This is a genomic window from Bacillus sp. 123MFChir2 (assembly GCF_000383235.1).
Classification (GTDB): domain Bacteria; phylum Bacillota; class Bacilli; order Bacillales; family Bacillaceae_G; genus Bacillus_A.
In genome coordinates this window covers 54620-67126 of record NZ_KB910935.1, presented here as the reverse complement: position 1 = coordinate 67126, position 12507 = coordinate 54620, and the positions used below count along the sequence as shown (strand labels likewise).

Sequence of the window (12507 nt, the reverse complement as noted above, 5' to 3'; positions counted from 1 at the left end):
TGTGAATGTACCAAAGTTGAGATTTAAAGAATTTAGTGGGGAATGGATTCCTGTATCTTTACACGATTACTTTGATTTTATTGATGGTGATAGGGGAAAAAATTACCCTAGTGAGAATGATTTCTTCAAAGAAGGACATTGCCTTTTTTTGAATGCAAATAATCTTACTGAAATAGGTTTTAGTTTTAAAGAGACAAATTGGATTTCTAAGGAAAAGCATGAATCACTTAGAAAAGGTATTGTTCAACAACATGATTTGGTATTGACTTCCAGAGGTTCCAGATTAGGAAAGTTAGCTCTTTTTAATGAAATTAATTCTTATCCATTTGTGCGAATTAATTCGGCAATGTTAATTATAAGAGCTAAAAATAAAATAGATGTTCCATATTCACTACATCTCTTTAAAGAAAAAATTCTCCCAATTTTTATAGCTGAAAAAAAAGTTGGAAGTGCTCAGCCACATATTACAGTGAAAGACTTAAAAAAAGTCAAAAGCTTTATGCCGATTGAGATTCATGAACAACAAAAAATCAGCACATTTGTAGATATATTAAATAAAAAAATTCAACTCCAACAACAAAAAATTGATTTGCTGCAGGAACAGAAAAAAGGGCATATGCAGAAGCTTTTTAAGCAAGAGTTACGGTTTAAGGATGAGGATGGGAAGGATTATCCAAAATGGGAAGAAACTAAATTTGGTAAAGCTGTGAGAATAAAAAGAGGATTAACTTATAAACCTTCTGATGTTTGTGACAAAGGAGTACGTGTTTTACGTTCCTCAAATATTTTAGAAAATATATTTTTGTTGAAGAAAGATGATGTTTTCGTTAAACCAGAAGCAATTAAAATTGATTTTGTTAAAAATAATGATATTTTAATAACGGCTGCAAATGGTTCAAGTAGGCTTGTTGGTAAACATGCTTTAATTAAAGGTTTAGATGAAAAAACAGTTCATGGTGGTTTCATGTTAATAGCAACAGCTGAAGAACCAGAGTTTATCAATGCATTAATGGACTCAGCATGGTATAAAAAGTTTATTAATGTGCACGTTTCTGGCGGAAATGGGTCAATAGGTAATTTAAGTAAATCGGATTTAGAAGAACAAATAGTGTATCTTCCATCGCTAAAAGAACAGAAAAAAATAGGAGAATTTTTCGAGGTGTACGATAGAAAAATTCAATTAGAACAGCACAAGATAGAGGTTTTACAAAAACAAAAACAAGGATTCATGCAACAAATGTTTATTTAAAAATCAAAAAGCATTCTAGTATTACGTAATATTAGAATGCTTTTTTTATAGAAAAGGAGTTAATATGAAAAAAGAAATTTTTTTAAAGTCGTTAGCAGAACATGGATACAATGTGATGTTTGGTGCTAAAAAGCATTTTGCAACCTGCGATATTGTTGAAAAAGTACCAAGTGGAATAGCTTTGATTACATTATTAATCGGGATATGGCAATTGTATGCACCGTCTTTTGACTATAGCAAAGAAGTGTCTCTTGTGATTATTTTAGTAAGTGTGGTGGCTCTTCAAATAAATCAATATAGTGCTCAAAAAGAAGATTATATGGAAGCTGGCATAAGGTTAACGGAAATTCATAATGAGTTAAAAGATATGTATTATCAGACAAACAGTTCTACTGAATCTGATGTGACTGATGAAGAACAAGAAAAACTTAAAAGATTGTTGAATGACTATTATGCTACAAGCATTACAAAGCAAATAGCATTTAGCGATTGGTATGCCCATTACAAATTCTTTTATCAAGCGCAGCATGAATGGATTGATGAGCAAAAAAGCTTTACTTGGAAAGATAAATTTCCAATGTCTTTGAGAATATGGACCGTCATTTTGACAATTACAATTTTAATTCTTGTAATAAAGTTTTATTGTGAAAATTACCAGTAAAGGAGATAAGGGATGCTAGCTACATACATGGAAGAATTCATTGATTCTTTAAAGATAGAAGATACTGAAGAAGAGACTAAACGTGTAAAGGAAATTACAAAGAGATTAAACAAATCCTATTACGATGATTGTGAAAGTGAAACCGAACATTGTGAAGTTGTGGGATCACTTGGAAGACAAACAGCAATTAAATCATTTAGTGATGTAGATATGTTATTTATTTTACCAAGCAGTAAAAAAAAGCAATATGATGACCATGATGGGAATGGCCAATCAAAACTACTGCAAGATGTAAAAAAAGAAATAAAAAAACGATATCCTAAGACAATTGTACGTGGCGATGGACAAGTTGTGGTTGTAAGTTTTGAAAGTTTAAAAAAGATTATTGAAGTCTGCCCTGTATTTGAACAATCGGATGACTCTTTTTTATACCCTGATGCAAATGAAGGTGGTAGTTGGAAAAAAACAGACCCAATTCCAGAGATCGATGAAGCAAATACTTTCAATATTACTACCAATAATAATTTTAGCTATGTTTGTTATTTAGTTAGAGCCTGGAAAAATAACATCGGGTTTAAATTTGGTGGATTATTGATTGACACATTAGTTTACAAATTCTTGAACGAAAATTCTAAATATTATTCTGCAACTTTTGCTGATTATTTAGATTTGTTAAAGGATTTATTTAAGTATTTAAAAGATTTGAATGAAGAACAAGCTTATTGGTATGCTCTAGGCAGTAATCAAAAAGTCTACAATAAAAAGTGTAAGTTCGTAAAGAAAGCAAAGAAGGCTTATAACAAAATTAAAGATTTAGGCGAGGATAGTACAGACTTATATGAAACACTAGTATATTTATTTGGTCAAACCTTCCCAGTTCCAGAAACGGTTAATAAATCTGTTGCCTACTTTGAGTCTGCTTATACTAGAGCAACTAATACTGAAGAATTCATTGAAAATAAATTTAAAGTTGATATACGTTATTCTCTTAAAATTGACTGTATCATTAAACAGGATGGTTACAGACCTGCATTTTTAAGAGACCTCTTGAAAAGTCAAAATAGAATTAAACGTCGAAAAACACTTGAATTTTTGATTGTTGAAAATGAATTTGAAAAAGTCATTCAAGAACGCGATTCAATAAAAAAACTAAGTTCTGATGAGAAATTTAAATTTGATATATATTGGAAAGTTTTAAATAGGGGAGAAGAAGCAATTCGTAGAAATTGTATTCGAGGGCAAATAATAAAGGGAGTCGAAAAGCGTACAGAACCTGCTAATTTTAATGGAGATCATTTCGTAGAATGCTATATTGTTTACGAGGATACAGTAGTAGCGAGAGACCGTATTCATGTTCCTATTCAAATTGAAAATACCTTACAAAGATCTTTTTAATCAATCTTTTTTATAAAAATTTTAGCAATCCAAAACTAAACCCAAGCATTTTGATCAATCTTTTTTCAAAACACATAGGTTTCTTCTATTATAAAATCAACGTTTGTAGCAATCTTTTGATTGAACTTTATTTTAATCCTACACCTTGCACCGTTTTACCCCTTTAGATATGATTATCTAAAGGGGTGTTTTTGTGTCGAAAAGAAAAAGAACATCTAAAATTGATAAGTGGAGTTAATTACCCACCACTTAACGCTCTTGAAGATGGAGCCTTCTTTCGGAAATACGTTAAAAGGTATAAAAACCGCCAAATAACATGAGTTTTTATCAGATTTGGAACGGAACTACTTTTATTTAACTGAATTTTCTGATGTTGTTTCAGGCATTCGTGAACAAATTCCTTTATTACCACAAGAAGAGCTTGGGATTAAACACCCAGCTGATCCCAAAACAGGCGATCCAATTGTTATGACAACGGACTTTTTATTAACAGTTGATATTGAACAAATTAGATTACTAGACATTACAAGGGGGTCTATTAATGAAAATGAATGAAAAAGCATATCTAAGTATAGAAGAGAGTATTTCATTACCAACCTTATCAGGTACAAACATAAGTGATGATGGCAAAAACGTAGCATTTGTTAAGAAGACAGCTAACTGGAAAGACAATACATATAGGAATCATGTATGGATATATGAAAAAAATAAGGAGCAGAGTTACCCATTAACAACTAGGGATATAGATAGTACATACCCATTATGGTCTCCAGATTCTGGGAATATCGCATACCTTAGCCCAGTTGGTGACGGGGATCATAAGAAGAATCAGATCTTTGTTAAGTCAATAGATGGTTATGGCGGGGTTCAAATTACTGATGAAAAAGAAGGGGTTAGTAAATTTAAATGGGAGCCTACTGGCAAGGGTTTTTATTATGTTGCACATTCAAAAGAATCTGAGGTGATAAAGAAACGTAAGGAACTATATGGGGATTTCCACCATATAGGTAAGGAATACGAGAATCATTGTTTATATTACATTGAAATAGAAAAAGTAATACAAAATAATAAATACGAACCTCTAGTGAATTCAGATGATTCCAATAAATATAAAGATGAAAACGAAAATAGCGTTGTTTATCAACTAACTGATGGGAAGGATTTTCATATCCATGAATTTGATATTTCAAATGATGGGAAAAAGGTTGTATTTATGGCTACACCAAGCCGGGATATGGGAGATTATATGAATGGAGATCTATACATACTAGATATTAAAACTGGAGAGCTACAAAAGATGAATATAGATAGGTTGTTGGGAGGGAGCGTTTGCTTTTCTCCTGAAGGCAGCAAAATATGTTACTCAGCAAGCATAAGGGAGAAGGATTACTATAAGACTCATATACAAGACAGTACATTAGAGATATATGATATTAATAATGGAGAGCTAATTCAACCTTTAACAGATTTTGATAGTACGGTTATTCCATTACGGTGGACAGCTAAGGGAATTTTAATTAGATGGCAGGATAAAACTAATTATCTTATTGGGTTGCTATCTGAGGATGGCACTGTGGAAATGTTAAGCGAAAAAGTAGATAGCTTTATAATGGATGCTTCTATAACAAGGGATGGAAATCATATATCCTATAATAAGGCTATAACAAATGAAACCTTTGAAATCTATTTAGAAGATAAAAAAATAACGAATGAAAATAGCTTTTTCAAAGGAAAGCTTAAAAGTAACAGGGAAATAATCTCATGGAAAAGTAGTGATGGTCTTGAGATAGAGGGTGTTTTATCGACCCCAGTAGAGTTTGACGCAAATAAACAATATCCCTTATTAGTGGTAATCCATGGTGGTCCGGCCTTTGCATCCTTTCCAATATTTTCAGGCTGTTTTAATGAGAAATATCCTATTGAACAGTTTATCGAAAAAGGCTTTATAGTTTTAGAACCAAACTACAGGGGAAGTTCTGGTTATGGTAATGAATTCTTAAAAGCAAACTATAGAAAACTAGGAATTTCTGACTACGATGATGTTATATCTGGAGTGGATAAACTAGTTGACAAAGGGATTGCAGATAAAGATAGAGTAGGGGTTATGGGATGGAGCAACGGGGGATATATATCAGCTTTCTGTTCCACATTTAGTAGTAGATTTAAAGCTATTTCAGTTGGAGGTGGAATTACGAATTGGAGTACCCATTATGTAAATACAGATATACCTTACTTTATTAGGATGCATTTAGGAAATAATCCATGGAATGATCCAGAGATATATACTAAAACATCACCAATGACATATATTAAATCAGCCTGTACTCCCACCTTAATCCAACATGGCGAAAAGGACGCAAGAATTCCAACTCCAAATGCATATGAGCTATATCAAGGGTTAAGAGATATGGAAGTTGATACAGAATTAATTATATTTAAAGGAATGAAATATAGTTCTGACCAGCCAGGAATTAATGTAGCTATTATGAAGCAGAATTTGATATGGTTTTCACACCATATTCTTGGAGAAAGTATGAAAGATTTTAGGGTTTTATAATGGATATCCTTACAGGATACATAAGGAAGCTTTTTTTCATATTTAGCGCTTGTTTTTTGCTGGAAAAACAAGTGACCAAATAGAACGAATGATGAGAGGGATGGGGAAATGAGCGACACAAGGACCAAATTGATGCTGGATTTGCAAAGAATTGAGAAGGATGGGTATCAGTTACGCGAAGGTGAGCAGCATCAAGATTTCTTACCTTTGTTACTTCAATACATTGGCGATCCTCAGCCAGAATTACGGGATAACCTGATTTATCCGATGTTTTATATGTGGATTAAGGAAGAGAATAGGTTCAGTGAAGAGGAATTGCGTAGCCTTTTAACGGTTCTGACTGATGAGAACCATTTGTTCTATAATATTGGCAGCGAGGATGATCAGTCAGTTTTTACGAGGACGTTCTCTGCCTTGCCTATCGTTTTGATTGTGCAACGTCACAGACAGAATCCATTTTTCAATCAAGCGGAAATTGAGCAACTAATGCATACAATGCTCCGTTATTATAAAGAGGAGAAGGATCTGCGAGGTTACCTTTCAGTAGGAGGCTGGGCTCACAGCGCGTCTCACGGTGCGGATGTTTTTGTCGAGTTGGTGCAGTGCGAGGAGAGCAGCATCGCAATGCTGCGTGAGGTTCTTGTTGCTATTTCTGGCATGCTTCATAATGGTAGACACATTTTTAGCGATGAGGATGATGAGCGGTTGGTCAACATCGTGGATACGATGATTGACAAAGAGTTACTTCCACATCAAGAAATCGCTGATTGGATTAGCGGCTTAGCGCAATGCTGCAATTTGCCGAGGAGTCGCAGTCAGGTGATTGCTCGCGTGAACAGCAAGAATTTTTTACGCAGTCTATATTTCAGAAGGGGAAAAGATAGCCGAGGGAATGAGCTTAACACTGTCATGCTTGGTACTGAGGCAAAATTGAACAAGTTTTCTATCAGTTAAAGGATTAGAGATTAGAGGAGCTGTCCCAAAAGCCATGGAAAACTGGCTGAGGAATTTCCTCTTTTTATGTCAAGAAAAACAAAAAGTAGGTAACCGATTTTTTACTATCAGTAAGAGGTTAATATTGTTAGAGAGTGTTTCAATTTTCATTTAGTTAACAATGGCAGTCACAAAATTACTACTGTGACTGCTTTATAAAAGGTTGACCAAAACCTTTATTTTGCCATTGTCCTTAGGAGTAGTTTTTTTTATCTCTTTCAACTGAAGAACGTCGGGTGGACCGTATTTTGCATACACAATTGCCTTCATTAATCCTCCTCCAAGTTCGTTCTTCAAAAACTATTCTTAACCTATCCTGCCCCTTTTTCTAGTATCTTGCACCATCCAGGTGGATGTTAAAAAGCACATTTTATGAGACAGTATAAAGTTTGTCCTAATTCCATCAAATTGTATGCTCAATCTGAGTATAAAGGAATATAGTAAAATTAAGGTGTCTAATTGTTCATTAAAAGGATGGCGATAATCGAAGGGGAACTCCTTGAACTATTAATGAATGCTGAACTGTCAAAAGTGCTACAAATGGAAAAGTAGAAGAGAGGCTTTCTAGCAAAGTTTATATTGAAACCGATATTTCCGTTATATATAAATCCAACTTGACTTTCCAACACACAAGTCGCGGCCATGCTAAACAAAAAATAACCTGCTACTTTCGTTCTCTCTTTGTTTGAACTTCGCACGTGGCAGAAAAAGACCATGACCGCTTCTACGCACGGCCAGACGCTTAGGGCCATCTAAAAAGAAAAGTGGTTTATGTCAGGTTTTTAATTTGGATTTATATAGTAAAAAATGTCATATAAATCAAAATCTCTAGGGCACGTTTATCTGTCCTAGGACTTTTCGTAAAATTATACGTCACATAACATAAGCGGAGAAGAATCAGACTTTACTCCAAACTATTAACTGCTGAGAACCATACCACAAGTAACGGTAAACGAAAGTCTTAACCCTTGCAAGAAGCTGAGTTAGGGCCTTATAGATGAAATTCTTCCTTTTTAAACAGCTTTAAATAGTTTATAATTATCAGATAACAGTAGATATTTTACCTTGTAAATAATTATAATAGAATATGAACGGTTATAGTTGAGACAGAAAAGGTGTGTTCCTAGGTGGGGTCTAGGTGGCGCATTGCTTTTTGTAACATCTAAGCAGGAGCGCCAACTCTTTTTTGTAAATATAGGGGATGAGGAAGGTTATCATGAGCAAAATGCAGAAGAAAACAGACGTTATCTTAATTGGTGCCGGAGTTATGAGTGCGACTTTAGGCTCATTACTGAAAGAATTAGTACCTGAATGGGAAATCAAGGTGTTTGAGAAACTCGCAAGCGCGGGAGAAGAAAGCTCTAACGAATGGAATAATGCGGGTACGGGCCATGCTGCGCTGTGTGAGCTTAACTATACATCCGAAAAATCTGACGGATCTGTAGATATTAGCAAAGCTATAAAAATTAATGAACAGTTTCAGCTTTCAAGACAGTTTTGGTCTTATCTTGTAAAAAGCAAGCTGATTCGTAATCCACAGGACTTTATCATGCCAATACCTCATATGAGTTTAGTACAAGGAGAAAAAAATGTAACATTTTTGAAAAGACGTTTTGAAGCGCTTTCAAAAAATTCCCTATTTCAAGGGATGGAATTTTCTGATGATCATGAAAAGCTGAAGGAATGGATTCCGCTTATTATGGAAGGTCGTACATCGAATGAACCGATGGCAGCAACGAAAATCGACTCTGGAACGGATGTTAACTTTGGTGCGTTAACACGTATGTTGTTTAATCACTTACAGAGTAAAAACGTCGAGGTAAACTACAAGCATAGTGTTCAGGATATTAAACGTACTAGCGATGGTTCATGGGAAGTGAAGGTGCATGATATCGATAGCGGCAAAATCGAATATCATACTGCGAAATTTGTTTTCATTGGCGGTGGGGGTGGAAGTCTGCCTTTACTACAAAAAACTGGTATTCCTGAGTCAAAACATATTGGAGGATTTCCGGTAAGCGGATTATTTATGGTATGTAACAATCCGGAAGTTATAACACAGCACCATGCAAAAGTATATGGTAAAGCTAAGGTTGGTGCTCCACCAATGTCTGTTCCGCATCTTGATACAAGATATATCGACAACAAGAAAACATTGTTGTTTGGACCGTTTGCCGGCTTCACACCAAAGTTCTTAAAAACTGGTTCAAATTTTGATTTGATAGGTTCTGTAAAACCGAATAACGTCTTGACTATGTTGGCAGCAGGCGTAAAAGAGATGGGATTGACAAAATATTTGATCCAACAAGTTATGTTATCAAATGAAAAACGCATGGAAGAATTACGCGAGTTTATCCCAAACGCAAAAAGCGAAGATTGGGGTATGGTAGTAGCAGGCCAACGTGTGCAAGTTATCAAAGATACTGCAAGTGGCAAAGGAACACTTCAATTTGGTACGGAAGTTGTTAGTGCCGCTGATGGCTCGGTAGCTGCATTACTCGGTGCTTCTCCGGGTGCTTCTACTGCTGTTCACGTTATGCTTGAGGTATTAGAAAAATGCTTCCCACAACGTATGAAAGAGTGGGAATCGAAAATAAAAGAAATGATTCCTTCTTATGGCGTGTCACTAGTGGAAAACCCAGAGCTTTTCCAAGAAATTTCTACTTCAACAGCGCAGACGCTTGGTTTAAGCGAAGAAGAACGGTCTGTTGTTAATTCTTAAAGATATTTGTAACAGAAGCTGTAGATTTGAAATAAAGTCACGATGTCTTCCCCCTTTAGATACGATTATCTAAAGGGGATTTTTATGGTAAAAAGAAAATGATTAGATCTTTTTTATAAAATCGAAACTTAAATTTGCTGAAAAAGAATCCATTTTGATTAATCAAATGGATTCTTTTTCATTAATTAAAAGGGCAGTCTAGCAGCAGAAGGATTTCACTATCACTACATCGAATTTGGCACTATTGTAATTTATTTTAAGGAGAGAAAATAATTGAACCTAGGTGATCCGATAGCTATAGGGAATACAGCCAAGATATATCTTTGTGATAATAAAATTGTAAAAGTGTTTAAATAACACTTTCCAAGCACAGAATCTTTATACGAGGCAAAGAAACAAGAATACGCTTATTCATGTGGGCTTCATGTTCCAAAGGTATTAGAAGTTACATGAAATGTTAAATGAAAAAATCAATATTAACCAAAATGAAAGAAAGTGGGTATGGTAAATGATTAATAAAGTCGGTCAAATTATGTTATATGTAAATAACCAAGATGAGGCAGTGCAATTTTGGACAGAAAAAGTAGGGTTTCATGTAGTTTCTGAAGAAGATAATGGCCAAGGGTTCAGATGGATTGAAATTTCTCCAGTAAAGGAAGCGGGGACGAGTATCATTCTTCATAATAAGGAACTAATTGCTAAAATGCAGCCTGAATTAAATCTTGGTACACCTTCGCTGATGTTCTTTACAGAAAATCTCGATCAGTTATATAAAGACTTATCGGATAAAAAAATTACAGTCGGAGAAATTGTAAGCATGCCTTCTGGTAGAGTATTTAACTTTGCTGATCATGAAAATAATTATTTTGCAGTAATGGAAAAAAAGTAAATCACAGAATTAAAAACACTAAAAGAGGTATCATGATGACATCTCTTTTAGTGTTTTTTTGTAAAGCGTAATAAGAAAAATTCTAGCTCCAACTTTCAGATAGAAACTAAAGTTTTAGACTAGAAAGAGGGTTAAACTGAATGGCAATGTAAGCCACTAATCTAATGAGTAGAATGTGAAGATGGGCAGGAGGGGGATGTTATGGATTCAAGGAAAGCATCTTTGAACCTTGAGAAATCCGAATGTGGTAGTTTTTATGGGGACACCATTTATACAATGATCGTTAACAGGCTTCAGGCCGCTGGTTGTGTTTTCGCCGAAGATGAGGCCCGGTTGCTTATTTCTGCGGCTATGACGCCGTTTTGGCTGGCACCTGGCGGGTATCTGCTTGTTGAGACGAGTGAGCGGCAGGCGCCGCATACTGTCGAGATATTCACTCGTAATGGGTTGATAACGCAGTTGGCTAGTTTTGAAGAGTTGGATGCCAGCGTGGTCATCGGAACGAAGGTGCAATAAAAATGTAGGAGGATTAAATAAAAATCGGATGGGCTTGCCTACCCGTCGATGTTTTATTTATATACTAATTTAGCAAGCTGCTTATAAATCCCTACAATTTCTTCAAGTCTCATTCTTACTAATCCGCTTGAGGATGGCGCAACAAAGTCAATTGTTCCAGATATGAATGGTTCAGACTGCTGTCCCCAGGGGGCTACTTTTTGTCCACTATATTCCTGATAAACACCTTTCCCAACAAAACAGACTACTTTTGGTTTTAACCGTATAATTTTTTGTTTTAAAATCTCTTTTCCTTCTTTATACTCTTCTTTTGTAATTTCATCCGCTGCCTTAGTTGGTCTTGCTACTATGTTTGTAAGACCCATATTTAGATCCAACAATTTATAATCTTCCGAAGCATCATATTTTTTGGGGGTTAATCCTGCTTCATAGAGAATTTTCCAAAAGCGGTTATTGGGATTGGCGAAGTGATGTCCTGTCTCACTTGAGCGAATACTTGGATTAAAGCCGACGAATAAAATGTTTAAATCTTCTTTAAGATGATCATGAATTGGGTTCAAGATTAAATCTCCTCCTTTATGGAATTTAAATGTATAAAGTTTTTTTATTTTACCACAACTTTTGAATTACACTTCGTATTCAAAAGTTGTAAGGGACAGTTTAAACCATTCATGATGCTCTGGTTGTTATTTTAATGGTGTTTTCGCATGAGGAAGAAGTACTTTTCCTCGTGTTTTTTTATTTCCTGTGAAGAAATAGGCTTCTGCAATTACATTTTCTATTTCTTAATTAAGAAATAGTTAAGGAGTAGTTAAGTCCCATTTAAACCTTTTTTTCGATAATAATAATGAGAGGCATACAAGAAGGTATATGGCAATCAGTCTATCGCCTTACGATAAAGGAGGGGTTTGAAAATGTCTTTTTCTCAATTCAATATTGATGTTTTTCGAGCAATTAATGATTTAGGTAAACAATATTCGTTCTTAAACTCAGCCATGGTATTTTTTGCGGAATATATGGTATATATTTTATGCTTAATTATTATCGTTTATTGGTTTACCGGGTCCAGAAAAGGTAGGATGATGGTTATTCAGGCGATGATTGCTTTTGTAATTGCGGAGGTGATTGGAAAAATAGCAGGGAAATTTTATTTCAATTATCAACCGTTTGCGGTGTTGCCGGATGTTAATAAACTTGTCGACCATGCTGTAGATAATTCATTTCCTAGTGACCATACGATTCTCTTTTTTTCAATTTGTTTTTCATTTTGGCTTGTTCGTAAAAAGACGGGATGGTTATGGCTTATACTTGCGTTTTGTGTAGCAATCTCTCGTATTTGGGTAGGCGTTCATTATCCTTTTGATGTTACGATAGGGGCTTTAATAGGATGTATTTCAGCGTTATTTTCGTATTGGTTCGTACCGAAGTTTTCTTTTATCACAACACTGCTTACCCTATATGAAAGAGTAGAGCAACATGTTTTACCATCTAAAAACAAATCAAAGGGATTTTGAGTATACAAGCA

9 protein-coding genes and 3 pseudogenes are annotated in these 12507 nt (G+C 34.8%); 11 read left to right on the top strand and 1 reads right to left on the bottom strand.

The window, feature by feature from the left end:
- Position 1: 1 nt before the first annotated feature.
- The 10 genes and pseudogenes from H280_RS24410 to H280_RS24945 all read left to right on the top strand — a co-directional run.
- On the top strand, positions 2-1249 hold the full coding sequence (locus H280_RS24410) for a restriction endonuclease subunit S (protein WP_020060793.1): 1248 nt from the start codon (positions 2-4) through the stop codon (positions 1247-1249).
- A gap of 64 nt (positions 1250-1313) precedes the next feature.
- Positions 1314-1910 carry an SLATT domain-containing protein gene (locus H280_RS0108990; protein ID WP_020060792.1) on the top strand — a complete coding sequence of 199 codons (597 nt, stop codon included), beginning with the start codon at positions 1314-1316 and terminating at the stop codon, positions 1908-1910.
- A 12-nt stretch (positions 1911-1922) separates the two neighbouring features.
- Positions 1923-3305, top strand: coding sequence for an SMODS domain-containing nucleotidyltransferase (locus H280_RS0108985; RefSeq protein WP_020060791.1), 1383 nt, complete (start codon positions 1923-1925; stop codon positions 3303-3305).
- Positions 3306-3498: 193 nt separating this feature from the next.
- Positions 3499-3803, top strand: a pseudogene (locus H280_RS26830) (TnsA endonuclease N-terminal domain-containing protein); the annotation flags it as partial.
- 43 nt (positions 3804-3846) lie between these two features.
- Positions 3847-5862, top strand: coding sequence for a S9 family peptidase (locus tag H280_RS0108975; RefSeq protein WP_020060789.1), 2016 nt, complete (start codon positions 3847-3849; stop codon positions 5860-5862).
- 108 nt (positions 5863-5970) lie between these two features.
- On the top strand, positions 5971-6816 hold the full coding sequence (locus H280_RS0108970) for a DUF2785 domain-containing protein (RefSeq protein WP_020060788.1): 846 nt from the start codon (positions 5971-5973) through the stop codon (positions 6814-6816).
- Between the two features lie 1255 nt (positions 6817-8071).
- Positions 8072-9577, top strand: a complete 1506-nt coding sequence (locus H280_RS0108960) for a malate:quinone oxidoreductase (RefSeq protein ID WP_020060786.1) — start codon at positions 8072-8074, stop codon at positions 9575-9577.
- A 273-nt stretch (positions 9578-9850) separates the two neighbouring features.
- Positions 9851-10027: pseudogene (locus tag H280_RS26410) on the top strand (aminoglycoside phosphotransferase family protein); the annotation flags it as partial.
- Positions 10028-10085: 58 nt separating this feature from the next.
- Positions 10086-10466 (top strand): VOC family protein, encoded by a 381-nt coding sequence (locus H280_RS0108950; RefSeq protein WP_020060785.1) that lies wholly within the window; start codon positions 10086-10088, stop codon positions 10464-10466.
- A gap of 363 nt (positions 10467-10829) precedes the next feature.
- Positions 10830-10982 (top strand): annotated as a pseudogene (locus H280_RS24945) (putative protein N(5)-glutamine methyltransferase); the annotation flags it as partial.
- Between the two features lie 53 nt (positions 10983-11035).
- Here H280_RS24945 and H280_RS0108940 read toward each other — a convergent pair.
- Positions 11036-11542, bottom strand: coding sequence for a mismatch-specific DNA-glycosylase (locus H280_RS0108940; RefSeq protein ID WP_020060783.1), 507 nt, complete (start codon positions 11540-11542; stop codon positions 11036-11038).
- 354 nt (positions 11543-11896) lie between these two features.
- On the opposite strand from H280_RS0108940, the gene H280_RS0108935 reads away from it, so the two are divergent.
- Positions 11897-12496 (top strand): undecaprenyl-diphosphatase, encoded by a 600-nt coding sequence (locus H280_RS0108935; protein WP_020060782.1) that lies wholly within the window; start codon positions 11897-11899, stop codon positions 12494-12496.
- The last annotated feature ends 11 nt before the right edge of the window (positions 12497-12507 follow it).

Coding starts and splice junctions, on each gene's coding strand:
- H280_RS0108990 (WP_020060792.1), top strand. CDS start 1,314: ATGAAAAAAGAAATTTTTTTAAAGTCGTTAGCAGAACATGGATACAAT.
- H280_RS0108985 (WP_020060791.1), top strand. CDS start 1,923: ATGCTAGCTACATACATGGAAGAATTCATTGATTCTTTAAAGATAGAA.
- H280_RS0108975 (WP_020060789.1), top strand. CDS start 3,847: ATGAAAATGAATGAAAAAGCATATCTAAGTATAGAAGAGAGTATTTCA.
- H280_RS0108970 (WP_020060788.1), top strand. CDS start 5,971: ATGAGCGACACAAGGACCAAATTGATGCTGGATTTGCAAAGAATTGAG.
- H280_RS0108960 (WP_020060786.1), top strand. CDS start 8,072: ATGAGCAAAATGCAGAAGAAAACAGACGTTATCTTAATTGGTGCCGGA.
- H280_RS0108950 (WP_020060785.1), top strand. CDS start 10,086: ATGATTAATAAAGTCGGTCAAATTATGTTATATGTAAATAACCAAGAT.
- H280_RS0108935 (WP_020060782.1), top strand. CDS start 11,897: ATGTCTTTTTCTCAATTCAATATTGATGTTTTTCGAGCAATTAATGAT.